A 24,850-nucleotide genomic window follows, 5' to 3' on the forward strand; every position below is an offset into this window, starting at 1 on the left:
GATCTGGACCTGCACGAGGCGGTACGCAGTGAACGCACCAGCGGTGCCGATCGCGGACGACGACGCGAGCGACGGGCAACTGATCAGCGCCGTCCGCGCGGGGGACCGCCGCGCGTTCGGGGTCCTCTACGAACGCCATCGCGACGCCGCATGGCGGGTGGCCCGCCGCAGTGCCACCAGCGCGGCGCAGGCGGACGACCTGGTGGCCGAGGCCTTCGCCAACACGCTGGCCGCGATCCGTCGGGGAGCCGGTCCACGCGACAACGTCCGCGCCTACCTGGTGACCATCGTCGCGCACGAGGCCGCACGGGCGGCCCGGTCGACCCGCGGCCAGTACAGCACCGAGGCGATCGAGCTCGCCGAGGTCCCGCAGGTCTTCGACGACCCCGTGCTGAAGAGCTTCGATGCCGAGACCATCCGCCGCGCCTTCCTCACGCTGCCCGAGCGCTCGCGGACCGTGCTCTGGTACGCCGCCGTCGAGGGTCTGAAGCCTGCGGCCATCGGCCCGCTCGTCGGTCTGAGCCCGAACGCCGCCTCGGTCGCCCTGCGTCGCGCCCGCGACCGGCTGGCCGAGGCCTACCTGCAGTGCCACGTCCGCGCGGTCCAGGACCAGCAGTGCCGCGTCGTCGGGCCGTCGCTGGGGGCCTTCGCGGCCGGCCGGCTGCGCGGACCCGCGCTCGCCGTGACACGCACGCACGTCGAGAGCTGCCTGAGCTGCTCCGCCGCCGTCCTGCACCTGCGCGACGTCAACCGCGGGCTGCGCGCGGCCTATCTGCCGCTGGCTGCCGTCGCGGCGTCGTCCGGGTCCGGACTGCTCGCTGCCCTGGGCATCGGATCGGCGGCCGTCCCGACGGCGCGGTCCGGCCGGTGGGGGCTCGCCGCCTTCGGTCCCGGCGGCAGTTCGGGCGCGGCCGCCGTGACCACGGCCGTCGTCGTGGTGGGGGTGGCCGCCGGGATCGGTGTCGGCCGCCTCGTGACGGCCGAGCCGGCTCCGGCAGCGATCGTGGCGGCGGCGGCACCGGTGGACCTGCCCGGCGCCCTCGCGGGTGGGGTGCTCGACGGGCGGTCCGGGGCGCTGCCCAGCGTTCCGTCCGGCAGCGCGGGTGCCCCCGGAGTCGTCGTGTCCGGCTCGATGCTCCCGTCCAGCGGTCTGGGTGATGCGGGCGGCGGTCTGCCGGGCGTCGGTCTGCCCGGCGGTGACCTGCCCGGTGGTGTGACCGGTGACGGGAGCGGCGTCTGGTCGCCGGACGTGCCACTGGGTCAGGATCCTGGATTGCTCGATCAACAGCCGCCGGCCGGGGTCATTCCGGGCTTCCCCGGATCCGGTGGGGGCGGCGACGGCCGCCCGGACGGAACCGGTGCCCTTGCCCCCGACCCGGGCTCGCCCGGGATCGCCGCTCCGAGCGTCGCCCCTTCGAGTGTCGCCCCGCCGCGGACGACGACACCGGTCGGCACGCCGTCCGTTCCGCGTCCGGCGATTCCCCCGACGGCCTCACCGACCCTGCCGGCGCCGTCGACCACCACGACAGCGCCGCTGCCCTCCACGACCGTCACCGTGACCGCGTCGCCCACGACAGCACCCCCGACGACGGCACCCCCGACGACGGTGCCTCCGACGACGGCACCTCCGACGACGCCGCCACCGACGTCCCTGCCTCCGACCACCGCTCCTCCTACCACCGCTCCTCCCACGTCAGCCCCACCCACGGTGACAGCCCCGCCGACGACGGTGCCGTCCACCGGTGCCGTGCTGGGTGTGCGTGCGGTGGTCGCGGCCGAAGGCCGGTTCTGGCAGTCCGGTCCCGTCGACGGGGTCGCCACGGCCCGCATCACCGTCACGGCACCGATCGCCGAGTCGGACCGGCGGCTGACGTTGCAGTTCCGGCCGCAGGACGGATGGCTGGTGGTCCGCCGCCCGGCGTCGATGTCCGATCCCGGCGCCACCGCCGGTGCCACGTCCTCCGCCGCGGCTGCCGCCGTCAGCGCGTCGGCCACGCCGTCGGTCACGCCATCGGCCTCCTCCACCCCGACGCTCGACGCATCCGGGACGGCGAGCGCGTCCGCGACGGCCGGTGCCGACGACCGCCTCACGGCCGATCAGGCGCGCGCGATCCGGGACGCCCATGCCGATGTGACGGCATCTCCCCTGATGACGAGCTTCAGCGTCGACCTGCCGGCCCGCCGCGGTGAGGTGACCGTCGACATCGTCGCCGTGCGCGTCTCGGCCGTTCCGGCTCCGTCCACCGTCCCCGCCGTCCCGTGGGTCCTGACCGATCTGCGCGACGGCGCCACCGCGCGGGGCGAGCTCCCCGTTCAGGAGCGGCCGACGACTACCCCGACCGGCTCCCCGACGAGCACTCCGACGAGCACTCCGTCAGGCACGGCGACCAGCCTGCCGACCAGCTCGTCGTCCGGGGACCCGGGCGGCCCGACGCTGCCCGCACTGCCGACCATCACCGCGTCGCTCTTCGGGCAGGGGTGACCGGGGAACCCCGAGCAGACCGCGACCGTCAGAGCAGGAGAATCAGGGCAGGGCCGCCGAGCGGCACGGAGGCGACGACGGCGCAGGAAGGCCGCTCGTGCAGGAAGAGACGGAATGGGAGACGACGAATGCCCGGGGCGGACTCTCGTCGCGCCACCGGGCATCCGGAACGTTGGCGCCAGCCGGGCTGATTACCAGTGGGGGGATAGGTGACCAGTCCGGCCGGCTGGAGGCTCTCAGCGAGAGATGGGGGAATTCCTCGCGAGTCGCCTCGTTTTTAGTATGGCAGCACACTGGGGGATACACAAACCAATTGTGTGTCGAAATGCGGCGTGGCCGCACGGGCCGCGGGCCCGCTCGGACGACGTCCGAACGGGCCCGCGGGCTGACCTGCGGTCGCGGTGCTGGTCAGACGGTCGCGACCGGCTGATCCTGCTCGGCGGCAGCCTCGGCGTAGGCGTTGCGCACGCGCGAACCGAGCTCCGAGTCGATGTTGTCCCAGTACTGGAAGGCCCGCTCGCGGATCTCGGCGCTGCGGACGCCGGAGATGTGGCCCGCGATGTTGCCCACGAGACGCTCCTGCTGACCGGCGTCGAGGACGTTCCGGTAGAGGTTGCGCGGCTGCGTCACGTCGTCGTCCTCGGGGTGCAGGGTCGCCGCGGCGCGCACCAGATCGCCGTCGGCGTCCCAGCCGTTCGACTCGGCCGCCCGGGCCGCGTCGGCGTGTGGGCCGCCGAAGGAGTTCGGCGCGTAGACCGGGACGTCCGGCGCGTTGAACGTGTACCGCATGGGCCCCTCCTTGGAGTAGGAGTTGACCTGCGCGTTCTTCGGATAGTTGACCGGCAGGTCCTGGTAGTTCGCGCCGATCCGGTACCGGTGGGCGTCCGCGTAGGAGAAGATGCGGGCGAGCAGCATCTTGTCCGGGCTGGTGGAGATGCCGGGCACGAAGTTGGACGGCTCGAACGAGGACTGCTCGATCTGCGCGTGGAAGTTCTCCGGGTTCCGGTTCAGGGTCATCTTTCCGACCTTGATCAGCGGGTAGTCGCCGTGCGGCCACACCTTGGTCAGGTCGAACGGGTTGAACCGGTAGGTCTTGGCATCCTCGTAGGGCATGACCTGCACGGACAGCGTCCAGGACGGGTGCTCGCCACGCTCGATCGCCTCGAACAGGTCGCGGCGGTGGTGGTCGGCGTCGACACCGGCGAGCTGCTCAGCCTCGTCCGCGGTCAGGTACTCGTTGCCCTGGTCGGTCTGGAAGTGGTACTTGACCCAGAACCGCTCGCCGGCCTCGTTGGTCCACTGGTAGGTGTGGGAGCCGAAGCCGTCCATGTGCCGCCAGGTCTTCGGGATGCCGCGGTCACCCATCAGCCAGGTCACCTGGTGCGACGACTCGGGGCGCAGGGACCAGAAGTCCCACTGCATGTCGTTGTCCCGCATGCCGGAGCCGGGCAGGCGCTTCTGGGAGTGGATGAAGTCGGGGAACTTGATCCCGTCCTTGATGAAGAACACCGGGGTGTTGTTGCCGACCAGGTCGTAGTTGCCCTCGGTCGTGTAGAACTTCAGCGCGAAGCCGCGCGGGTCCCGCCACGTGTCGGGGGAGCCCTGCTCGCCGGCGACCGTGGAGAACCGGGCCAGCATCTCGGTGCTCACGCCGGGCTGGAACAGCGCGGCGCGGGTGTACTGCGAGACGTCCTCGGTGGTCTCGAAGACGCCGAACGCGCCACCGCCCTTGGCGTGGACGACGCGCTCGGGAACCCGCTCGCGGTTGAACTGGGCCAGCTTCTCGAGCAGGTAGTGGTCGTGCAGGACGACGGGGCCGTCGGCGCCGACGGTGAGCGACTCGTTGTCACTGGCGACGGGGGCGCCGTTGTTCGCGGTCGTGTAGCGACCTGTCTCGCGGGGGGTGGTCGTCATGCTTGCTCCTTGATCGTGTCGTGCATCAACGGTGGGGGATGCCGCTGTCCGGGCCGTTCTCCCGGCAATCCGCGCAGACGACCCGGAACAGGACGTCGGCGGAGAGAATGGTCATGCCGGCCGCGTCGCCCGGGGTCAGGCAGGGCGCGGAGCCGACGACGCAGTCCACGTCGACGATGCGGTGGCATCGGACGCACTGTGCATGGTGGTGGTTGTCGCCGGTGCGGGTCTCGTACCGGGCGGGGGAGGCGGGGACGTCGATCCGGCGGATCAGTCCGTGCCGGTCCAGGTCCGCGAGGACGACGTAGACGGACTGCACGCTGATCTCCGGCAGGGCCGCGCGCACCTGGCGGTGCACCTCGTCGGCGCTGGCGTGCGGGTGCTCCTGGACGACGCGCAGCACGTTCGTGCGTGGCCGGGTGACCCGCAGGGCGTGGGCGCGCAGCTGCGCCGGCCAGTCCGGCTCGGTGTTCGTCGTCGCTGTCGTCTCCATCACGTCCAGTGAAGCACTTTTTCTGAATGACTCACAACAACGGTACGGGCAACGCCGGGTGAACGGCGGGCGGCGCGACGTGGGCGGGAACCGGTGACGGGCTCTCGTAGGCTGGACCGGTGCCCCGCCTCCTCGCCGATCTGACGCCGCTGAAGCGCAGCAGCGCGTACCGGCGGATGTGGGTCGGGATGTCGCTCTCGGCGATGGGCAGCAACATCGCGCTCGTCGCGGTCAGCCTGCAGGTGTTCTCCATCACCGGGCAGAGCCTCTACGTCGGCATCCTCGGCATCTTCGCTCTCGTCCCGCTCGTCGTGTTCGGGCTCTACGGCGGCTCGATCGCCGACGTGCACGACCGGCGCCGCGTCGCGCTCGTGTCCGCCGGCATCATGTGGGCCTCGAGCGCGGGAATGGCGATCCAGGCGTGGGCCGGGCTGCACAACATCGGGGTGCTGTACCTGCTGGTGGCGCTCAACAGCGCCGGTACCGCGATCAATCAACCGACGCGCAGCGCGATCATCCCGCAGCTCGTGGGCAAGGAGCTGCTGCCGGCCGCGAACGCGCTCGGCATGATCACCTTCACCATGGCGGCGATGATCGGCCCGATGGTCGGCGGGTTCCTCGTCGCCAGCGTCGGGTACGGCTGGACCTACACCCTCGACGTGCTCTCCTTCGCCTTCGCCTGGTGGGGCCTGTTCACGCTGCCCCCGCTCAAGCCCGTGGGAGCGACGGGAACGCCCGGCCTGCGGTCGGTGCTCGAGGGGTTCGCCTTTCTGGCCACCCGGCCCAACGTGCGCGGCACCTTCGTCATCGACCTGATCGCCATGATCACCGCGGCCCCGCGCGCCCTCATCCCCGCGATCGGCGCGCTCGCCCTCGGTGGGGGCGAGGCGACGGCCGGGGCGCTGCTGGCGGCCATCGCCCTCGGCTCCTTCCTCGCGGGGCTCTTCTCCGGCCCGCTCGGCGCGGTCCGGCGTCAGGGCCTGGCGGTGCTGTGGTCGGTCGCGGCGTGGGGGCTGTGCATCGGGGTGCTCGGCCTGACGGTGCTGGCGGCGGGCCGCGACACCGACGGCGTCGTTTCCCTCTGGGTGGTGCCCGCGCTGCTGGCCTGCACCGCCGCCGGGGTGGCGGACTCGATCAGCTCGGTGTTCCGCTCGACGATCCTGCAGAGCGCCGCCCCGGATCACCTGCGCGGCCGGCTCTCGGGCGTGTTCGTGGTCGTGGTGGCCGGCGGCCCCCGGATCGGCGACGCGGTGGCCGGCGGCGCGACCACCCTGTTCTCCGAGGGGACCGTCCTGTTCCTCGGAGGCCTGCTGTGCATCGCGCTGACCGCGGTGATGGCGTGGCGGCAGCCGGGTTTCCGGGACTACGACGCGCGGCACCCCACGCCGTGACCCAGCGGGGCGTGCTGGGCCCGCGGGGATCGACGCCGGCTGGGAGTCGGCTCCGAGTTGTCCGAGCATCGGAACAGCGCCCGCTTGCCGGACGTTCTCACCGATGAGAACCTGTTGGCACTTCACTACCCGGGACGGACCGTGCACAACCACCACAATGGCCTGAAGACGACCCTGCTGCTCGGCGGCATGATGGGGCTGCTGCTCCTGGTGGGCGCCGCGCTCGCGGCGGGCACCCGGAACGGCGCCTTCCTGTGGATCTTCCTGCTGATCGGGCTCGGGACCACGGCGTACGGGTACTGGAACAGCGACAAGATCGCCCTGCGCTCGATGCAGGCCTACCCGGTGACGCCGGAGCAGCAGCCGGGGATGTACCGGATCGTGCAGGAACTCTCGGCCCGGGCCAACCAGCCGATGCCACGGCTCTACGTCTCCCCGACCGCGGCGCCCAACGCCTTCGCCACGGGGCGGAACCCGCAGAACGCCGCAGTCTGCTGCACGGAGGGCATCCTCGGCCTGCTCAACGAGCGCGAGCTGCGCGGCGTCCTCGGTCACGAGCTCATGCACGTCTACAACCGCGACATCCTCACCTCCTCGGTGGCCGCCGCCATCGCCGGCGTCATCACCTCCCTGGCCCAGTTCGCCCTGTTCTTCGGCGGCGGACGGGACCGGAACGGCGGCAACATCCTCGCCGTGCTCGCCACCTCGCTGCTGGCGCCCCTGGCGGCGGTCGTCGTGCAGTCCGCGATCAGCCGCACCCGGGAGTACGACGCCGACGAGGACGGGTCCACCCTGACGAACGACCCCCTGGCCCTCGCCTCCGCGCTGCGCAAGCTGCAGGCCGGCACCCAGCGGGCACCGCTGCCGCAGGACCAGAAGCTGGTGAACACCTCGCACCTGATGATCGCCAACCCGTTCCGGAAGGCGGGCGCCGGCGTCGCCGGTCTCTTCGCCTCCCACCCGCCGATGGACGCCCGCGTCGAGCGCCTCGAGCGGATGGCCGGCCGCCGCTGACGAGCTGCTCCCACACGGAGGGCCCCGCACCAACCGGTGCGGGGCCCTTCGTGTAGGGCCGGTGCGTTCCCGCGGAGCGGGTGGCGTCAGCGGCGCTCGGTGTCCGCCAACCGGCTGCGCACCGGATCGTTCATCAGCCCCACCCGCGCGTGCCGGCGCCCGTAGCTGAAGTAGATGACGAAACCGATCAGCAGCCACACGACGAACCGGATCCAGGACTCGACCGTGAGGTTGAGCATCAGATAGAAGCAGAGCACGGCCGCGATGATCGGCAGCACGGGGGACCACGGCACCCGGTAGCCCCGCGGCAGCTCGGGCCGCTTGCGGCGCAGGACGACGACGCCGATGCTCACCAGCACGAACGCGGAGAGCGTGCCGATGTTGATCATCTCCTCGAGCCAGGACACGTCGGTCAGGGCTGCGATCAGCGCGACGGCGGCACCGCAGATCAGCTGCAGCCGCGCGGGCGTCTTGTGCTTCGCGGAGGTGGCGGAGAGCCAGCGGGGGAGCAGACCGTCGCGGCTGAGTGCGAGCAGCACCCGGGACAGGCCCATCAGCAGCACCATGATCACGGTGGTCAGGCCGATGAGGATGCCCACGGAGATCACCTGCGCCGCCCAGGGGGCGCCCACCTGGACGAACGCCGTCGCCAGGGACGGGCTCTCGGCCTTCGCCAGGTCCTGGTAGGAGGCCATGCCGGTCAGGGCCAGCGTCGTGAGGATGTAGAGGATGCTGACCAGGATCAGGCCGCCGAAGATGCCGCGCGGCAGGTTCTTCTGCGGGTTCTTGACCTCCTCCGCCGACGTGGCGACGACGTCGAACCCGATGAACGCGAAGAACACGAGCGCGGCGCCGGAGAAGATGCCGAACACGCCGTACTGCGCCGGCGCCGCACCGGTGAGGAACGAGAGGAACGACTGCGTCAGGACGCTGCCGCCACCGGCCGGCGGCTGCGCGGGCGGCACGAACGGCGTGTAGTTCTCCGCCTTGACGAAGGTGAACCCGACGATGATGACGAAGACGACGATGGCCACCTTGATGATGGTGAACACGTTGTTGACCATCGTGGAGAGCTTGGTCCCCAGGATCAGCAGCACGGTGAAGATCGCGACGATGACGAACGGGCCCCAATCGAACGCCACCGGTCCGAGGTGCAGGGTGGTCGGAACGTCGACGTGGAACAGGCTGAAGACGTTCGAGAGGTAGATGCCCCAGTACTTCGCGATCACCGCCCCCGCGGCGAGCAGCTCGAGGATGAGATCCCAGCCGATGATCCAGGCCAGCAGCTCGCCGAGCGTCGCGTACGTATAGGTGTAGGCGCTGCCGGCGACCGGGATGGTGGACGCGAACTCGGCGTAGCACATGATCGCCAGGCCGCAGGTGACGGCGGCGAGCACGAAGGAGACGCTCACCGCGGGCCCGGCGAAGTTGGCGGCGGCCTTCGCGCCGACCGAGAAGATGCCGGCGCCCACCGCCACGGCCACGCCCATGATGGCGAGGTCCCAGGCGCCGAGTGACCGTTTGAGGTCGTGTCCGGGTTCGTCGGAGTCCTTGATCGACTGCTCGATCGACTTGGTCCTCATGAGGCTCATGACCGCTCCCGCTGTGGTGTCCGTCAGATGATGATGACCTCCAACGTTACGGTGTGGCGCGTGCGACGGCGCACTCCGGGTGGGGCGGTGACGGACCCGCGCGAGCACCGTCCAGGCGAGTCCGGCTCAGCGCATCGCGGCCCGGTCCGGGGCGGTGGCGACGTGGAACGCGCGGACCGGGCACTCCGCCGCCGCTCGCTCGGCCCGCCGCCGCGTGGCCGGATCGAGCGGGGTGCCGTCGACCAGCGGGTACCCCCACTCGTCCAGGGTGACCCGCTCGGGCAGCCACGCGGCGCACAGGCCGTGCGCCGCGCACGCGGTCGGATCCACGGACACGCCGCCGGGCCGCGGTGCTGCGCTGCTCACGAGGCGACCCCCATCGCCGTGGCGACTCCCTGCTCGGAGGCGGTGTCGGTGGACGGTTCCGTCTCGATCGCGTCGCACCGGCCCGCTCCGTGCGCCTGCAGGTGATCCCCGAACACCGCCAGCGCGGAGGCGGCCTGCCGCACCGCGCCGTCGGGGTGCCGGCACGCTCCGCGCCCGGCGATCAGCGGCAGCCGCCGGGCCAGCCGGTCCCGGGCCGCCGCACCGGCGGCTGTCCCGGCGCCCCCGCCCACGGCGTGCCAGTCCGCGGCGATCGAGGGCAGCCCGAACATGCAGGGCCCGCACTGACCGGCACTCTCGCCGGCCAGGAAGTCGAGGATGTCCGCGACCACGGGGTGCGGGCAGACGTCGGCACCGAGGACGTGCACCAGGCCCGCGCCGAACGAGGCGCCGACGCTGCGCAGATCGGCCGGGTCCAGCCTCAGGCGCTGCGCCCGTGACCACGGCACCCAGGTCCCGCCGAGGCCGCCGAGGAGGACCGCCCGGGGCGTGACGGCGGGGCCGCCCGCGCGGTCCAGGACCTCGGTCAGCCGCGGGACGGCGTGCTCGCTCACCTCGACGACGCCGGGTTGCCGTACGTCACCGGAGAGGGTCAGCAGCCGGGTCGGGACGACGGCGCCGTCGGACGCCCACACCGCGGCGGCGTGGGCGACCGTCTCGGCATTCAGGACGAGCACCGGGCCGCCGGGGTGGTCCGCGCGGGTCATCGGGCCGACGTGGAACCGCGGGCGGGCGGCGCCCCCGGCGGCGAACGAGGCGAGGGCGCTCGCCTCGCTGGAGGCGTAGTGGTCGGGGACGTCGAGGACGCGGACCCGCCGGAACAGGCCCGGCGTCAGGGCGAGCAGCCGGCGGAGCCGGTCGAGCGTCGCCGTCCCCCGGCCGGCCGCCAGGACGAGCTCGTGGGCGCCGACGGCCTCGGCGATCAGGGCGGCACCGCCGAGCACCAGGTCGGGGCGGCGCTGCAGCAGCACCTCGTCCTTGTACACCCACGGCTCGGACTCGCAGGCGTTGACGATGAGGCGGACCGGCGCGGTGGTCAATGAGCGGAGCTTGGCCGCGGCCGGGAAGCCGCCACCGCCGCGCCCGGTCAGGCCGGCGTCGGTGAGCAGACGCAGCAGTCGGGGCAGGTGTGCAGTGCCGCGGGGAAGGGCGGCCACGTCGGGCAGGACGCCGCCGGGGACGGAGGGATCGAGCAGGGTCACGGGGTCACCGCCAGGAGTCGGAGGGGGCGAGCCGCCGGGCGGCGGCGTCGTGGTCGGGCCGGCGGGCGCGCCAGATCAGGGTGGCGGTCCCGGCGGCCAGGCAGAGCAGGGCGACCGTCCAGGCGAGGCCGACGTCGACGCTCACGGTCGCGACCGTGTGGACGAGGGCGATCGGCCACATCGCGTACGCGCTCAGGTGGACCGAGCGCCAGACGTGCGGGGAGAGGCGGTGCCGGAACGCCGTCGTCAGCGTGATCGCGAGCAGCAGGTCGACGGCCAGGGTGCCGAGCCCGACGCCGAGCGGGTTCCAGCCGGCGGTGAACGGCACCACCGTCGCGAGCCAGCCGATGTCGACGTAGCCTTCGACGACGGCGCTGACGACGTGGGTGGCGAGGAAGACCACCGCGAGCAGGGAGAGCGTGCGGTGCAGCCCGGCGGGGAGCAGGGAGGCCGCCCGCCCGCGTCCGGCGCGGCCGGACACCAGGGCGCCGCAGATCAGGGCGGCCGTGAACAGGACGAGGGCGATCAGCCCGGTGGAGCGGGAGAGTGCCCAGAGGATCTCGGTCACGACGCGGCTCGAGCGCCGGGCGTGGCGGACACGTCCGCCGGCCAGCCGGCCGTCGTCCGCACGAGGCGCTCGCCGTCCGGTCCGTGGTCGCCCGCGCCCCGGCCGACCAGGCGGGCCGGGATGTTCCGCGCCTCGAGCCAGGCGGAGGCGGCGTCGCCGAGCACGACCGCGGCGGTCGTGGCAGCGTTCGCGGTCAGGCAGGTGGAGGCGGTCGCGCTGACGAGCCGCCAGGTGCGCGGCGCCGGTTCGCCGGTGCGCGGGTCGAGGATGTGGTGCAGCCGGCGGATCCCGCCGTCGCGCTCGCGGACCTGCCAGGTGCGCCGGGCGGTCGACGAGCTGGCCAGGCCGCCCGTCGTGATGGTGACGGCGGGGCGCGGCCCGGGCAGGCCGTCGTCGACCGTCAGCTGCCAGCCGCCTGCCGGAGCAGGGCCGGCCGCCCGCAGATCGCCGCCGAGGTTGACCAGGACCCCGCAGCCGAGGGTGGCGGCCGCGGCGGTGGCCGCACGGTCGGCGGCCCACGCCTTGGCGCTGGAGCCGAGGTCGAGCTCGACCCGGTGGGGGATCAGGATGCGCGAGGACGCCGCGTCCGTCATCACCCGGTACCAGCCGGGGGCCGGGACCGGCTCCTGGTGCTCGGGCAACCGCGCCTGGACCGCGGTGAGGTCGCGGTCGTACCCCGCAGCGTCCATCGCGGCCGCGATCGTCGGGTCCACCAGACCGTCGGTGCGCCGCGCCGTGTGCCGCGCGGCCTCGATGAGCGAGAACAGCACCGCCGACACCTCGACCCACCGCCCGCGTGGTAGCTGGTTCAGCTCCGAGTCGTGGCGGAACCGCGAGCAGGCGACGTCGAGCTCGGTCAGCTGGGCGGAGACGAGGCGCCGGGCCTCGATGACGGCACCGGGCTCCGCGGTGTGGACGGTGCAGGTGGTGCCGATGGCCTCCCAGCGAGCAGCGCCGACGTGGACGGGATCGGTCGTGAGGTCCGCATCCATCCCGTCGGGCGTCTCGACGGCATCCATCAGGAGCCGCCCGTCGAGCCCTGGGAGCCGCCGCCCCCGGACTGCGGGGCCTGGCCGGCCCACGACCCGCTCGAACTGCCGCTGTCGCTGGAGCTGCTGCTGCTGCCGTCGGTGGAGCTGCTGGACCCGTTGGTGGTGCTGGTGGTGCTCGAGGACGTCGACGAGGACGGGCTGGCGATGGCGTCCTGCGCCCACACCGCCGTCATGGTCGCCGCGGTGGCGATCGAGCCGGCGCCGACGGCCAGGGTCACGACCCGGCGGGCGAAGAGGGCGCGGTTGCGGGAGCGCACCCGGCCGACGGCCGAGGGAACAGAGGCCGAGGGAACAGAGGAATCGGAGGCCGAACGTCCGGTCCCGGGAGGAAGCGAGCCGGAGGGACGAACGGGGGTGACGGGAAGCGGGGAGGTGTCCATGGCTCCACGATCGGAGCCGACTCTGTGCCGGGTCTGTGCCGCGTCGACGGTGCCCCTGTGAGGCGCTGATCACCCGGCCGGTGCCGCGGAGACCGGGAGAACCGCGGGTGCGTCCTACCGGTAGTTGAGGAACTGCAGGTCGACGTCGAGGTCCGCGCCCTTGAGCAGGGCGATGACCGCCTGCAGGTCGTCGCGGGACTTGGAGGAGACCCGCAGCTCGTCGCCCTGGATCTGCGCCTTCGTGCCCTTGGGTCCCTCGTCGCGGATCAGCTTGGTGATCTTCTTCGCGGCGTCCTGCTCGATGCCCTCCTTGATGGAGGCCTCGATCCGGTACTCCTTGCCGGAGGCGAACGGTTCGCCGGCGTCGAGGGACTTCAGCGAGATGCCGCGCTTGACCAGCTTCGACTCGAAGACGTCCAGCACCGCCTTGACCCGCTCCTCGGCGTTGGCCTTCATCAGGATCTTCTCGCCGCTGAAGTCGATCTCGGCGCCGACGCCCTTGAAGTCGTAGCGCTGGGCGATCTCCTTCTGCGCCTGGTTCAGCGCGTTGGCGACCTCCTGCTTGTCGACCTTGCTGACGACGTCGAACGAGGACTCGGAAGCCATGCTGCACTCCTGCGGTTTCGGGATCGGGGGATCGGGACGGGCTCGTCCTCCAGCCTAGTGCGGCCGTTACCGGTTCGTGCCTCGACTCTCAGCCGACACCAAGCCACCCCTCATAGCCTGCTCACGCACGGTCAACACGATGGAGTGATGATGAACGACGACCTGCCCTCCCCGGACACCGGTGACGATGAGCTGGACGGCCACCCCCGCCGCCGCATGCCGGTGGTCCCGGGCGTCCACGACGAACTGAGCCGTGCTGTCCGGTTCGGTCAAGTGACGCAGGAGCAGGCCGATCGCTTCGAGCAGCAGCTCGCCCGGCTGGGTCACCCCCGGGTCTGAGCGCCGCCCATCACCCCGATTCGGCCAAATCCGGTTCCGCCTTGTATTGTTCTATTGCTCTCCCTCGGTGGAGCGGCTCATCCCCGGATGAGCGCGGCAGGTTACCCGAGCGGCCAAAGGGGGCTGACTGTAAATCAGCTGGCATTGCCTACGGGGGTTCGAATCCCTCACCTGCCACCCGCACACCACCACGACCCTCGATCGATACGATCGGGGGTCGTCGTGTATCCGGAGTCACCCGCAGACGCCTTGTCGTCACCACAATAGTTAGGTAACCTAAACAATGGTGGAATCACGGGAGTCGAACGATTCCGAGCGCGACGCCGATCTCCCGGGCGACCGGATGGATCTGGCCGACGATCTGCGCCAGGGGCTGCGGCACGCTGTCTACCTGATGCGGGGGCTCGACGCCGACGGCGACTGGTCCACGGCCCAGGTGGGGCTGCTCAACATGCTGGCGGAATCGCCGATGCGGATGAGCGGCATCGCCGCCCGCGCCGGGATCAAGGTGCCCAGTGCGACGGACCTGGTCAGCCGGCTGGAGAAGGCCGGCATGGTCGTCCGGTCCTCGGATCCGGACGACGCCCGCGCGGTCCTCGTCCGGTTGACGGAACGGGGACGCGAGACGCTCGACGGCGTGAACCAACGGCGCAACGCCTACCTGGCGGAACGCCTGGACCGGCTCGACGCGGAGGACCGCGAGGCCCTGCGCCGTTCCGTGCCGGCCCTGGAGCGTCTGGTCAGGTTGCAGGACTCCCGCTGATTCCCCCGGCCGGCGATATCGCCGGCCCCGGAATGACCAGCGAGAGGAGCACGGACACGTGAGCGTCCACCACGCCGACCAGAACAGGACGGCCGACCAGCAGAACCCGGCATCGAGCACGGGAGAGGGCAACCCGCACGGTGCCGCGGACGCGTCCGCCACCCTCGAACGGGAGACGACCAGCCTCCTGCGCCAGCCCAAGGCCCTGTGGGCAACCGCGCTGGCCTCCGTGTTCGCGTTCATGGGCATCGGGCTCGTGGACCCGATCCTGCCGGCCATCGCCGTCAACCTGCAGGCGAGCCACTCCCAGGTCTCGCTGCTGTTCACCAGCTACTTCCTCATCACGGCCCTGGCCATGCTCATCACCGGCGTCGTCTCCACCCGCATCGGCGGCAAGAAGACGCTGCTGATCGGGCTCGGCCTGATCGTCGTGTTCGCCTCGCTCTCGGGTCTGAGCGGCGACGTCGCCCAGCTGGTCGGCTTCCGTGCCGGCTGGGGCCTGGGCAACGCCCTCTTCGTCGCGACCGCGCTCGCCGTCATCGTCGGCGTCGCGAGCGGCGGGTCCGGCGTCGCCATCGTCCTCTACGAGGCCGCCCTCGGTCTGGGCATCTCGCTCGGCCCCCTCGTCGGCGCCGTGCTGGGCGGCTGGCAGTGGCGCGCCCCGTTCTTCGGCACCGCGGTGCTCATGGCCGCGGCCTTCATCGCGCTGAGCGTGCTGCTGCCGACGCTGCCCCCCGCCGCGACGAAGACCCGGCTGCGGGACCCGCTCGTCGCCCTCGGCCACCGCGGCCTGCGGACGACGGCGATCGCCGCGTTCTTCTACAACTTCGGGTTCTTCACGATCCTCGCCTACGTGCCCTTCGTGCTCGGCATGAACGCCTACGGCATCGGTGCGGTGTTCTTCGGCTGGGGCGTCCTGCTCGCGGTGTGCTCGGTGTTCCTGGCCCCCGTGCTGCAGAACCGGTTCGGAACCACCGCCGTCCTGGCCGGATCCCTCGTCGGTCTGGCCGTCGTCCTCGCCCTGCTGGCCGTCTTCGCGGTCGGTCTCATCCCCGCGGTCGTGGTGGTCACGGTGCTCTCCGGCGCCCTGCTCGGCGTGAACAACACGCTCTTCACCGAGCTGGCGATGGAGGTCTCCTCGGCCCCGCGTCCGGTCGCCTCGGCGGCCTACAACGGAGTCCGCTGGCTGGGCGGGGCCCTCGCCCCGTTCGTGGCGACGACGCTCGCCGAGCACTTCGGTGCACGGGTGCCGTTCCTCAGCGCCGCCGTCCTGGTGCTCGTCAGTGCCGCCGTCATCCTCGGCGGCCGCCGGCTGCTGAACCGGCACGAGCCGGAGCACGTCTGAGTCGGATGAGGTCCGGGCCCGGCGCCGCAGCGCTCACCGGTCAGCGAACAGCGTTGGCCACGGGCCGCCCCGGCCGCTAGCGTGAAACCCATGAGTACCGTCACCGTCACGAACGACACGCTCGCCGAGACCATCGAGGGCAACGACATCGTGCTGCTGGACTTCTGGGCCGACTGGTGCGGCCCGTGCAAGCAGTTCGCGCCCGTGTTCGACGCCGCCTCCACCGAGAACGAGGACATCGTCTTCGGCAAGGTGGACACCGAGGCGGAGCAGCAGCTGGCCGCCGCGGCCGGCATCACGTCGATCCCGACGCTGATGGCCTTCCGCGAGAAGGTCATGGTCTTCAACCAGGCCGGTGCGCTGGACAAGGGTTCGCTGGACCAGCTCATCGAGGCCGTGAAGGGCCTCGACATGAACGAGGTGCACGCGGCCGTCGCCCAGCAGCAGGCCCAGGCGGAGGCGCAGGCGCAGCAGGCCGGCGCACCGTCCGCGGGCGGCACTGCCCACCAGACCGGCACCACGGAGGACCCGGCCAACCTCGGCCCCCTCGCCTGACACCGGCGTTCTCGCTCGGCGGCCGTTCCCTCGGCCACCGTTCCGACGTCGACGGTCCGGACGCAGCAGCGTCCGGGCCGTTGTCATGTCCGGCTGGGTCATGTCCCGGATCGTGTCAGTGGAAGCGGTGGTCAGCCGGGGCCAGTCGCGGGTGGAAGCGGGGGCGCCGGAAGCCGGAGAGGTACATCAGCCGCACGACCCGCTGCCGGTGGCCGGTCCAGGGTTCGAGGATGCGCATCATGCCCTCGTCGTCGACGGCGGCACCCGAGAACGCCCACCCGACGTCCTTGGCCAGGTGGAAGTCGCCGACGCTGACGGCGTCCGGATCGCCGTGCGTGCGCTGCGTGGTCTCCGCCGTGGTCCACGGCCCGATCCCGGGGATGGACATCAGGCGGGTGGCCAGCTCGTCGCCGCAGGGCAGCGCGGCCAGCCGCTGCAGGGCGGTGGCGCGCTGGGCCAGGCGCAGGATCGTGGTCGACCGGCTGAGGTCGACGCCGGCGCGGTGCCAGTGCCACGACGGCACCCGTCGCCACTGCTCGCCGGTCGGCGGAACGGTCAGCCCGGCGGGAACGGGACCCGGGGCGGGCGAGCCGAACCGTGACACCAGGTACTGCCACGCCCGCTTCGCCTCGAGGCCGGTGATCTTCTGCCCCAGCACGGCGATGACGGCGAAGTCGAGCATCCGCCCGGCGGTCGGCAGACGCACGTCCAGGCGAGCCCGCCGGGTCCGCGTGATGAAGCGGGGCAGCTGCCCGGCCAACTCGTCGCCGTCCAGATCGGCCCAGTCGTCGTGGGCACCGAGCAGGGCGGGCACCGCGGCCAGGGCGTCGGCCGCGCCAGGACCGTAGGCCCGGGCCTGCACGAGGACATGCACCGGCCCGACGACGCTCTCCGGCCCGACGATCTCCGGCTCGAGAGCGCCCTCCGCGCCGGGCGGGTGCTGACCGGCGACCCGGCGCGCGTCCAGCCGCAGCGATGCGGGACCGTGGTCGGTGTTGAACGCCATCCAGCAGCCGGCTGCCCGGCCCGGGTCGAGCCGCATGCTGGGATCCTGGACGCCGTGCTGGAGGATGCCGAGACTCGCGCGCAGGTCGTAGCCGCCCGGAATCAGGAACACGGCCGCGGCTTCCTCGTCCGCGGTCGTGAGCACGCGGTCCATCAGGACCCGCTCCGCCGTTGCGTGCCCCGTTGCGTGCCCCGTGGCCGGATCGGAAGCGGTGTCGACCCCGTCGTCCCGGCGCTCGCCCACGGCGCGCACGCGGGTCGAACCCGTGGTGGCGAAGGGGGAGGGGACGGTCAGGGCCATGCCTCGATTGTGTCACCGGACGCCGACAGAACCCGAGCGGAGCCCGGATCGCACCGAGCTCCGGACCGCACCGGGTCTCGGACCGCGCCGCCGGAGGTGACGGCCGGCGCGGCCGGCGCGGTCGATCTGATCACGCCGGGGGGACGAGCGCCAGGGCGAGGACGCAGGCGGCGACGGTGAGCACGGCGATCACCGCGCCGATCGCTGCGAACCGGCCCCAGCTGACCGACTCGCCCAGGGTCGTGAGCCGGCGGTGCCACAGCATCGTCGCCAGGGAGGCCCACGGTGTGACGAGGGGCCCCACGTTGACGCCGATCAGCAGGGCCAGCAGTCGCGCGGCGTCGGCTCCGGCCGCGGGTTCGAGCAGCAGGTAGGCGGGCAGGTTGTTGGCCACGTTCGCGCTGACGGCCGCGAGGGCGGCGAGCAGGGCGAGTGAGCCGGCGTCCCGGCCCCCGGTGGCCGCCGACTGCAGTGCCGCATCCAGCCCGCGCGCGTGCACCGTCTCGACCGCGACGAACAGGGCGGTGGTGAGCAGCAGGATCCGCCACGGCACCAGTCGCGGGGACGGGATGACCCGCGTGCGGCGGGACGTCGCCACGAGCAGGACGGTCGCGGCCGCGACGGCGGGGATCCACACCGGCATGCCGCTGACGAGGGCGACCATGAGCACCGCGACCGTCACCTGGCTGATCCGCAGCAGGACCGGATCGGCGAGCGGGCGCGATGCGGGAGGGGTATAGGTCCCGGTCACCGCGCGCCGGTACACCAGGGTGAGCACGGCGACCGGCACGACGCAGGCGACGACGGCCGGCAGCCCCGCCGCCAGGAGGAATGCACCCGGCGACCAGGAGAGCCGGTGCTGCGCCAGCAGGTTGGTGAGATTGGACACCGGCAGGAACAGGGAGCCCGTGTTCGCGAGCATGATGCACAGCAGCGCGAACGGCGTCACCGGCAGACCACACGCCCGCGCCACCACGACGACGACGGGGGTCAGCAGCACCGCGGTCGTGTCCAGGGAGAACAGGGCGGTGGTCACGACACCGAGCAGGGCGACCAGCAGCCACAGCACCGGTGTGCGGCCGCGAGCGAGCCGGGCGACGCCGTACGCCACCCGGTGGAACAGCCCGGCCGCCTCGAGCAGTTCGGTGACGACCGTCATGGCGGCCACGAAGACGAGGATGGGGATGGTGCGATCGGCCAGCTGCAGCGCGGCACGGGCCGGCAGGGCGCCGGTGACCAGCAGGAGCGCGGCCGCCAGCACGGCCGCGGCGGTGAGGACGCGCCCGGCCGTCATGGGTGGTCCCGCCGTGGTGGATGCACCCGGGCAGCATAAGGCCGGCGTCCCCGCCCGGAGGTGAGGACCCGGCGTCGTGCGGGCGGGTCGCCGCCGGTGCGGCGACCGCCGGGCGCACCGGCGTGGCCGACGGTGCCGTCCCCGGGCTGCCTGCCGACCAGGGACGAGACACGTCTCACGGTCCGGGACGGCCCGCAGTCTGTAGAATGGAGATGTTTCCCGTGGCGGTTCGCCCGTTCCTCGTGTCCCCGCGTCGCGGCTCCTCATCGTGCTGGAGCCGGACCTTCGATCCGCGGACATGCCCGTCCGTCCGGTCCTGGTGATCGGACAAGCGCGGGCCATCAGCCCGCCGGCAGCGTGCCGGCTCTGCACTGGCTCCCGAGCCCAGCCGGGTCAACGCCACCACCGACGACGTCGCCGCCCCACCATCGGGCCGGTGATCTCCCGCGCTCACGAATGAGGACCATGTCCGAGGACACCACGACCACCGAGACCACCACGACCCCCGACACCGCGTCGCCCGAGACCGCCGTGTCCACGGACGCCACGTCCGGCGGTGCGGACCGCTCCGCCGCCGAGAACGCGCCCGGGAACGCCGCCGGGAACGGCAGCGACAAGAAGAGCGACACCGACAACCTCAACGACGCGGATCAGGTCCGCTTCACCGACCTGGGCATCGACGGCCGCGTGCTGGCCGCCCTGACCGACCTCGGCTACGAGAACCCCTCGCCGATCCAGGCCGCCACCATCCCGGCGCTGCTCGAGGGCCGCGACGTCGTCGGCCTCGCCCAGACGGGCACCGGCAAGACCGCCGCCTTCGCCGTCCCCGCCCTTTCCAGGCTCGCCGAGCTGGCCGACGTCCACGGCCCGGCCACCTCCCCGCAGGTGCTCGTCCTGGCCCCGACCCGCGAGCTGGCCCTGCAGGTGGCCGAGGCGTTCTCCACCTACGCCGCCCACCTGAAGGGCTTCACCGTGCTGCCCGTCTACGGCGGCTCCCCCTACGGCCCCCAGCTGGCCGGCCTGCGCCGCGGCGCCCAGGTGGTCGTCGGTACCCCGGGTCGCGTCATCGACCACATCAGCAAGGGCTCGCTCGACCTGACCGGGCTGCAGTACGTGGTCCTGGACGAGGCCGACGAGATGCTGCGGATGGGGTTCGCCGAGGACGTCGAGACGATCCTCGCCTCCACCCCGGCGGAGAAGCAGGTGGCCCTGTTCTCGGCGACCATGCCGCCGGCCATCCGCAAGATCGCCGCGAAGTACCTGAACAACGCCGCGGAGATCACCGTCGCGGCGAAGACCACCACGCGCGCCAACATCCGTCAGCGGTACGTGCAGGTGATGAACCCGCACAAGCTCGACGCGATCACCCGCCTGCTCGAGGTGGAGGAGTACGACGGCGTCATCGTCTTCGTCCGCACGAAGATCGCCACCGAGGAACTGGCCGACAAGCTGACCGCGCGGGGCTTCACGGCCGCCGCCATCAACGGCGACATCCCGCAGACCCAGCGCGAGCGGACCGTCGACGCGCTGCGCGCCGGCAATGTCGACGTGCTCGTCGCCACCGACGTCGCCGCTCGCGGGCTGGACGTCGAGCGGATCAGCCTCGTGATCAACTACGACATCCCGCACGACACCGAGTCCTACGTGCACCGGATCGGCCGCACCGGCCGCGCCGGGCGTGCCGGTGACGCCATCCTGTTCATGACGCCGCGCGAGAAGTACCTGCTGCGCTCCATCGAGCGGGCCACGCGCCAGCCGGTCGAGCAGATGACGCTGCCGTCGGTCGACGCGGTCAACAGCACCCGCATCGGGCGCTTCGCCGAGCAGATCACCCAGACCCGGCAGGCGGAGGACCTGAGCGTCTTCCGCGACCTGGTCGAGGAGTACGTGCGCGAGCAGGACGTCGACGCGGTCGAGGTCGCCGCGGCGCTCGCCGTGATGGCCCAGGGCGGCCGCCCGCTGCTCATGGAGGAGCCCGCGCCGCTGCCGGCCAAGGGTCCCCGCGCCGGCAAGGACCGGGGCCGGACCTCCGGCCGCGGCCCCGGTGCCGGCAAGGCCACCTACCGGATCGCCGTCGGGCGCCGCCAGCGGGTGATGCCCGGCTCGATCGTCGGCGCCATCGCCAACGAGGGCGGCATCGACTCCTCCGACATCGGCGGCATCGACATCCGGTCCGACCACTCCCTGGTCGAGCTGCCGGCGGAGCTGCCCGAGCAGACCCTGCGGGCGCTGTCCCGCACCCGGATCGGTGGCCAGCTGATCGAGCTCGAGCTGGACCGCGGACCGCGTGGCGGGGGCAGCCGGCACGCCGGCCGTTCCACACAGGCGGACGGCTTCCGGCGTCGCGAGGACCGGGCCGACCGCAAGCGCGGCGGCGGATCCGAGGGCGGCAGCTGGAAGGGCAACGACAAGCCCTGGAACCGGAAGGGCTGAGGGCCCTTCTCGCCCGGAACGACGCGGTCGGCGGCCCCTGCCCGAGCCCGTCGGACGTCGATTTCGTCCGGCGTGTTCGCGCTGGTAAAGTAGTCGATCGTTGCCCCGATAGCTCAGTGGTAGAGCGCCATCTTGGTAAGATGGAGGTCCCGGGATCGATTCCCGGTCGGGGCTCTCACGGTTCACGCCCGCGCGGTACGTCGGCAGACGCGGCGCGGGCGTTCCCGTGAATGGCGGTGTAGCTCAGTTGGTCAGAGCGCACGACTCATAATCGTGAGGTCCCGGGATCGAGCCCCGGCACCGCTACTTCCTTTCACAGGCCCTCGGCGTCAGCCGGGGGCCTGCGTCGTCCCCGGGGCAGGACGACCTGGGACGCATCGACCTGGGCCGCATCGGTGCCGGCGTCGTCGGCGTGCTGACCGTTCGCCGCGGGAGGACCCGGGCGGTCACCGGTCAGGCGATCCAGCTGGGCGCTCAGCCGGGCGACCTGCTCGCTCAGGGCGGCCACCTCGCGCCGCAGTGGCGCCTGCTCGTCCGTGACCTCCTCGACGATCTCCTCGCTCACCACCCGCTGCATCAGCCACGAGGCGAGGGTCGCGGTGACGAGGCCGATGACGGCGATCCCGCTGATCATCAGTCCCACCGCGATCAGCCGCCCGAGCGCGGTGACGGGGTAGAGGTCGCCGTAGCCGGCGGTCGTGATCGTCACGACCGCCCACCACAGGGCGTCCCCGAAGGTCGTGATCGTCGTCCCAGGAGCGTGCTTCTCGGCGTCGAGCACGGCGATCGAGCCGATCAGGACCACCAGCAGAGCGGAGGACAGGCCGTAGAGGAACACCCGGCCCTGGATCCGCGGGCCGATCCGGCGTTCGAGCATCATGGCGACGCTGATCAGCCGGAGCAGCCGCAGCGGCCGGAACATCGGCAGCACCACGAGCAGGAGTTCGTGCAGGTTGCGGACGAACCACCGCATGCGGTCGTGCGCGGTGACGATCATGACGACGTAGTCCGCGGCGAACACGGCCCACAGCAGCCACAGGGCCACCTCGAGGGCGACGCCGATCGCGCCCGGCGGCTCGTCGATCACCTGCCACGCGAAACCGGCGGTGTAGAGCACGGCGGCGATGATCAGCGGCCATTCGGTGGCGTGCCGCCACTCGGCCTGCGTCAACCGCCGGCGCCCGTTCACCCCCTCATGGTAGGACCGACGTCGCGCAGGCTGAACCGGTGCTGCGCGGGCCGGTCGGCTCACTCGCCCGGCCCCGCGACTGGCTATGCTCGATGGTGCCCGTGACGAACGACGTGAGGACCGCGACGTGCCAGTGAACCAGGACCTGCAGGGGCGGGTGTACCCGGCCACGCGCCCGTACGCCGTCGGCCGGGAGAAGATCGGCGAGTTCGCCCGGGCGGTCAAGGCGACGCACCCCGCGCACTTCGAGCTGGAGGCCGCCCAGGAGCTGGGCTACCGCGACGTCGTCGCCCCGCCGACCTTCGCGATCATCGTCTCGCAGCGCGCCGAGGCGCAGCTGATCACCGACGAGGACGCGGGCATCGACTTCTCCCGCGTCGTCCACGCCGAGCAGCAGTTCACCCACCACCAGCCGATCCAGGCCGGCGACGAGCTGACCGCCGAGCTGCACGTTGACACCCTGCGGTCCACGCCCGCGGGCGCGATGATCACCACGCGCGCCGAGATCGCCACCGTCGAGGGGGAGAAGGTCGCCACGGCCACCTCGACCCTGATCGTGCGGGGGGACGACGCGTGAGCGTGACCTGGGCCGACCTTCAGGTCGGCGCGAGCATCGGGGAGCGGACCGTCGAGATCACCCGCGCGGACCTGGTGCGCTACGCGGGCGCCTCCGGTGACTTCAACCCCATCCACTGGAACGAGGACGTGGCGACGTCGGTGGAACTGCCCGGCGTCATCGCGCACGGCATGTTCACCATGGGCGCTGCCGTGCAGCTCGTCGTCGACTGGATCGGCAACCCGGCCGCCGTCGTCGACTACCGGGCGCGCTTCACCAAGCCGGTGCCGGTGGCCAACACGGACGGCGGCCCCGGCGCGGTGCTGCAGATCAGCGGCACGATCGGCGCGCTCGACGAGGACAACCAGGTGGCCCGGGTCGACCTCACGGTCGGCCTCGACGGCACCCGCGTGCTCGCCCGGTCCCAGGCGCAGGTCAGGATCTGGTGACGGGGACGCAGCTGGCCGATCTGACCACCCTGGGCACCGGCGGCCCGGCGCGGCGGCTCGTCACCGCCCGCAGCGAGGACGAGATCATCGCGACCGTGCGGGAGGCCGATGCGGCCGGGGAGCGGCTGCTGATCGTCGGCGGCGGATCCAACCTGGTGATCGACGACGGCGGCGTGGACGCGACCGTCCTGCAGATCGCCAGCACCGGCCACCGCGTGGACTCCGAGGACACCTGCGGCGGCGTCTTCGTCCGGGTGGCCGCCGGGCACCCGTGGGACGACCTGGTGCAGTTCACCGTGCTGCACGCCTACTCCGGGCTGGAGGCGCTCTCCGGCATTCCCGGGTCCACCGGTGCCACCCCCGTGCAGAACGTCGGAGCGTACGGCACCGACGTCTCGGCGACGATCGCGAGCGTGCGCTGCTGGGACCGGGAGACCAATGCTGTCCGCACCCTCTTCAACCACGACCTCGCCTTCGGTTACCGGGACTCCCTGCTCAAGCGCACCACCGTGGACGGGTCGCCCCGCTACGTCGTGCTCACCGTCGACTTCCAGCTCGCGATCGGCCGGATGAGCGTGCCGATCCGCTACGCCGAACTGGCCCGCGCGCTCGACGTCGAGGTCGGCGAGAAGGCCTACGCAACCGACGTGCGGCGGGCCGTGCTGCGCCTGCGGGCGGGCAAGGGCATGGTGCTGGACCCGGAGGACCGGGACACGTTCAGCACCGGGTCCTTCTTCACCAACCCGATCGTCGACCAGGACGAGGCGGCAGCCCTGCCCGAGGACGCGCCCCGCTATCCGGCGGCCGACGGCAAGGTCAAGCTCAGCGCGGCCTGGCTGATCGACCGGGCCGGTTTCTCCAAGGGCTTCGGGCTGCCCGGTACGCCGGGGCAGGAGCTCGCCGGAGGGCGGGCGAGTCTGTCGACCAAGCACACGCTCGCGGTGACGAACCGGGGCGGGGCCAGCACCGGCGACGTGCTCGCGGTGGCCCGGGCGGTCCGCGACGGCGTGCGGGAGCGGTTCGGCGTCGACCTGCATCCCGAGCCGCTGCTGATCGGCACGGCGCTCTGACGCGGCGATGCATCCCCACGGCTGACCCCGCTCACCGGTAGCGGGAGATGCGGACGGCGGCGAGAGCCTCCCGGATCCGGGCGATGTCCTCGGCATGCTCGCCGACGTCGAGCAGATCGCGGCTGCGCAACCACTGGACGAGGCGCCACACCTGGGTCAGCCGGGCACGACGCACCGCGGTGGGCGACGGGGTCGCGGCGATGAAGCCGGGCAGCAGGCTCAGCAGCCGGTCCGCCGGCAGCAGCCGGGCCAGCGGTTCGGCGGTGCCGAGATCGCGCTCGAGCTCGACGAGCACGCGTTCGTCCGGCAGCAGCGCCTCGCTGCCGTCCGTGTCGAGGTAGCGGCGCAGGGCGGCGTCGACGGCCACGATCCGCCGGGCCGCGGGCAGGGTCCTGCCGCCGAGGCAGGAGACGACGAAGCCGTGCAGCGCGTCGTCGATGGTGCGGTACTCCATGGCCACAGCCTCGCCGCCG

The 24,850-nt window shown here is 72.3% G+C and carries 24 protein-coding genes and 3 tRNA genes; 14 read left to right on the forward strand and 13 right to left on the reverse strand.

Annotated elements, in window-relative coordinates:
- The first annotated feature begins 28 nt into the window (after positions 1-28).
- Entirely contained in the window at positions 29-2,482 is a 2,454-nt protein-coding gene (locus BGP79_RS04425; protein ID WP_083701569.1) for an RNA polymerase sigma factor, read from the forward strand.
- Positions 2,483-2,890: 408 nt separating this feature from the next.
- Here the strand turns inward: BGP79_RS04425 and BGP79_RS04430 are convergent, their stop codons facing one another.
- On the reverse strand, positions 2,891-4,396 hold the full coding sequence (locus BGP79_RS04430) for a catalase (protein ID WP_076693457.1): 1,506 nt from the start codon (positions 4,394-4,396) through the stop codon (positions 2,891-2,893).
- A gap of 25 nt (positions 4,397-4,421) precedes the next feature.
- The gene (locus BGP79_RS04435; protein WP_076693458.1) at positions 4,422-4,889 is read right to left on the reverse strand and encodes a Fur family transcriptional regulator; all 468 of its coding nucleotides are present in this window, start codon (positions 4,887-4,889) and stop codon (positions 4,422-4,424) included.
- A gap of 119 nt (positions 4,890-5,008) precedes the next feature.
- On the opposite strand from BGP79_RS04435, the gene BGP79_RS04440 reads away from it, so the two are divergent.
- On the forward strand, positions 5,009-6,280 hold the full coding sequence (locus tag BGP79_RS04440; RefSeq protein WP_076693459.1) for an MFS transporter: 1,272 nt from the start codon (positions 5,009-5,011) through the stop codon (positions 6,278-6,280).
- Positions 6,281-6,421: 141 nt separating this feature from the next.
- Positions 6,422-7,294: a zinc metalloprotease HtpX gene (gene htpX / locus BGP79_RS04445; protein ID WP_076693460.1), complete on the forward strand. Its 873-nt coding sequence runs from the start codon at positions 6,422-6,424 to the stop codon at positions 7,292-7,294.
- Between the two features lie 86 nt (positions 7,295-7,380).
- Here htpX and BGP79_RS04450 read toward each other — a convergent pair whose 3' ends face one another.
- The 7 genes from BGP79_RS04450 to BGP79_RS04480 all read right to left on the reverse strand — a co-directional run bounded on the left by BGP79_RS04450 (position 7,381) and on the right by BGP79_RS04480 (position 13,078).
- The gene (locus tag BGP79_RS04450; protein WP_076693461.1) at positions 7,381-8,886 is read right to left on the reverse strand and encodes an APC family permease; all 1,506 of its coding nucleotides are present in this window, start codon (positions 8,884-8,886) and stop codon (positions 7,381-7,383) included.
- 126 nt (positions 8,887-9,012) lie between these two features.
- Complete coding sequence (locus BGP79_RS04455; RefSeq protein WP_076693462.1) at positions 9,013-9,252, reverse strand: ferredoxin; 240 nt, start codon at positions 9,250-9,252, stop codon at positions 9,013-9,015.
- Positions 9,249-10,472, reverse strand: coding sequence for an NADH-ubiquinone oxidoreductase-F iron-sulfur binding region domain-containing protein (locus tag BGP79_RS04460; RefSeq protein WP_076693463.1), 1,224 nt, complete (start codon positions 10,470-10,472; stop codon positions 9,249-9,251). The genes BGP79_RS04455 and BGP79_RS04460 overlap by 4 nt, the downstream gene beginning before the upstream one ends.
- Before the next feature lie 4 nt (positions 10,473-10,476).
- Positions 10,477-11,040 carry a ferric reductase-like transmembrane domain-containing protein gene (locus BGP79_RS04465; RefSeq protein WP_076693464.1) on the reverse strand — a complete coding sequence of 188 codons (564 nt, stop codon included), beginning with the start codon at positions 11,038-11,040 and terminating at the stop codon, positions 10,477-10,479.
- Positions 11,037-12,059, reverse strand: a complete 1,023-nt coding sequence (locus BGP79_RS04470) for an FAD:protein FMN transferase (protein WP_233121115.1) — start codon at positions 12,057-12,059, stop codon at positions 11,037-11,039. The genes BGP79_RS04465 and BGP79_RS04470 overlap by 4 nt, the downstream gene beginning before the upstream one ends.
- Positions 12,059-12,349 (reverse strand): hypothetical protein, encoded by a 291-nt coding sequence (locus BGP79_RS04475; protein ID WP_076693465.1) that lies wholly within the window; start codon positions 12,347-12,349, stop codon positions 12,059-12,061. Before BGP79_RS04475 ends, BGP79_RS04470 begins: the two co-directional genes overlap by 1 nt.
- Positions 12,350-12,586: 237 nt before the next feature.
- Positions 12,587-13,078: a YajQ family cyclic di-GMP-binding protein gene (locus BGP79_RS04480; protein WP_076693466.1), complete on the reverse strand. Its 492-nt coding sequence runs from the start codon at positions 13,076-13,078 to the stop codon at positions 12,587-12,589.
- 147 nt (positions 13,079-13,225) lie between these two features.
- Here BGP79_RS04480 and BGP79_RS04485 point away from each other — a divergent pair, with 147 nt between their 5' ends.
- From BGP79_RS04485 to trxA, 5 genes are all read left to right on the forward strand, one after another.
- Positions 13,226-13,417, forward strand: a complete 192-nt coding sequence (locus BGP79_RS04485) for a hypothetical protein (RefSeq protein WP_076693467.1) — start codon at positions 13,226-13,228, stop codon at positions 13,415-13,417.
- Between the two features lie 95 nt (positions 13,418-13,512).
- A tRNA-Tyr gene (locus tag BGP79_RS04490) sits at positions 13,513-13,594 on the forward strand.
- A 106-nt stretch (positions 13,595-13,700) separates the two neighbouring features.
- Entirely contained in the window at positions 13,701-14,180 is a 480-nt protein-coding gene (locus BGP79_RS04495) for a MarR family winged helix-turn-helix transcriptional regulator (protein ID WP_083701570.1), read from the forward strand.
- A gap of 187 nt (positions 14,181-14,367) precedes the next feature.
- Positions 14,368-15,525 carry an MFS transporter gene (locus BGP79_RS04500; protein WP_076693811.1) on the forward strand — a complete coding sequence of 386 codons (1,158 nt, stop codon included), beginning with the start codon at positions 14,368-14,370 and terminating at the stop codon, positions 15,523-15,525.
- A 90-nt stretch (positions 15,526-15,615) separates the two neighbouring features.
- Positions 15,616-16,080 (forward strand): thioredoxin, encoded by a 465-nt coding sequence (trxA, locus tag BGP79_RS04505; protein ID WP_076693469.1) that lies wholly within the window; start codon positions 15,616-15,618, stop codon positions 16,078-16,080.
- 115 nt (positions 16,081-16,195) lie between these two features.
- Here the strand turns inward: trxA and BGP79_RS04510 are convergent, their stop codons facing one another.
- A complete protein-coding gene (locus BGP79_RS04510) occupies positions 16,196-17,386 on the reverse strand; it encodes a DNA-3-methyladenine glycosylase (RefSeq protein WP_233121117.1) in 1,191 nt (396 codons plus the stop codon).
- 130 nt (positions 17,387-17,516) lie between these two features.
- The gene (locus BGP79_RS04515) at positions 17,517-18,680 is read right to left on the reverse strand and encodes an SLC13 family permease (RefSeq protein WP_076693470.1); all 1,164 of its coding nucleotides are present in this window, start codon (positions 18,678-18,680) and stop codon (positions 17,517-17,519) included.
- A gap of 465 nt (positions 18,681-19,145) precedes the next feature.
- Between BGP79_RS04515 and BGP79_RS04520 the strand changes: the two genes are divergently transcribed.
- From BGP79_RS04520 to BGP79_RS04530, 3 genes are all read left to right on the forward strand, one after another.
- Positions 19,146-21,113, forward strand: a complete 1,968-nt coding sequence (locus BGP79_RS04520) for a DEAD/DEAH box helicase (protein ID WP_083701572.1) — start codon at positions 19,146-19,148, stop codon at positions 21,111-21,113.
- Between the two features lie 102 nt (positions 21,114-21,215).
- Positions 21,216-21,287 (forward strand) — tRNA-Thr (locus BGP79_RS04525).
- Positions 21,288-21,345: 58 nt separating this feature from the next.
- A tRNA-Met gene (locus BGP79_RS04530) sits at positions 21,346-21,419 on the forward strand.
- Positions 21,420-21,426: 7 nt separating this feature from the next.
- Here BGP79_RS04530 and BGP79_RS04535 read toward each other — a convergent pair.
- Positions 21,427-22,302 (reverse strand): potassium channel family protein, encoded by an 876-nt coding sequence (locus BGP79_RS04535; RefSeq protein ID WP_076693471.1) that lies wholly within the window; start codon positions 22,300-22,302, stop codon positions 21,427-21,429.
- Positions 22,303-22,429: 127 nt separating this feature from the next.
- Here BGP79_RS04535 and BGP79_RS04540 point away from each other — a divergent pair, with 127 nt between their 5' ends.
- From BGP79_RS04540 to BGP79_RS04550, 3 genes are read left to right on the forward strand one after another with little or no spacing between them, the layout of a single operon-like run.
- Entirely contained in the window at positions 22,430-22,879 is a 450-nt protein-coding gene (locus tag BGP79_RS04540) for a MaoC family dehydratase N-terminal domain-containing protein (protein ID WP_076693814.1), read from the forward strand.
- The gene (locus BGP79_RS04545; protein WP_076693472.1) at positions 22,876-23,307 is read left to right on the forward strand and encodes a MaoC/PaaZ C-terminal domain-containing protein; all 432 of its coding nucleotides are present in this window, start codon (positions 22,876-22,878) and stop codon (positions 23,305-23,307) included. The genes BGP79_RS04540 and BGP79_RS04545 overlap by 4 nt, the downstream gene beginning before the upstream one ends.
- Positions 23,304-24,377 carry a UDP-N-acetylmuramate dehydrogenase gene (locus tag BGP79_RS04550; RefSeq protein ID WP_076693473.1) on the forward strand — a complete coding sequence of 358 codons (1,074 nt, stop codon included), beginning with the start codon at positions 23,304-23,306 and terminating at the stop codon, positions 24,375-24,377. Before BGP79_RS04545 ends, BGP79_RS04550 begins: the two co-directional genes overlap by 4 nt.
- A 31-nt stretch (positions 24,378-24,408) precedes the next feature.
- Here BGP79_RS04550 and BGP79_RS04555 read toward each other — a convergent pair whose 3' ends face one another.
- Positions 24,409-24,831, reverse strand: coding sequence for a hypothetical protein (locus BGP79_RS04555; protein WP_076693474.1), 423 nt, complete (start codon positions 24,829-24,831; stop codon positions 24,409-24,411).
- Positions 24,832-24,850: the final 19 nt, after the last annotated feature.

Source organism: Tersicoccus sp. Bi-70 (assembly GCF_001968825.1).
Taxonomy (GTDB): Bacteria; Actinomycetota; Actinomycetes; order Actinomycetales; family Micrococcaceae; genus Tersicoccus.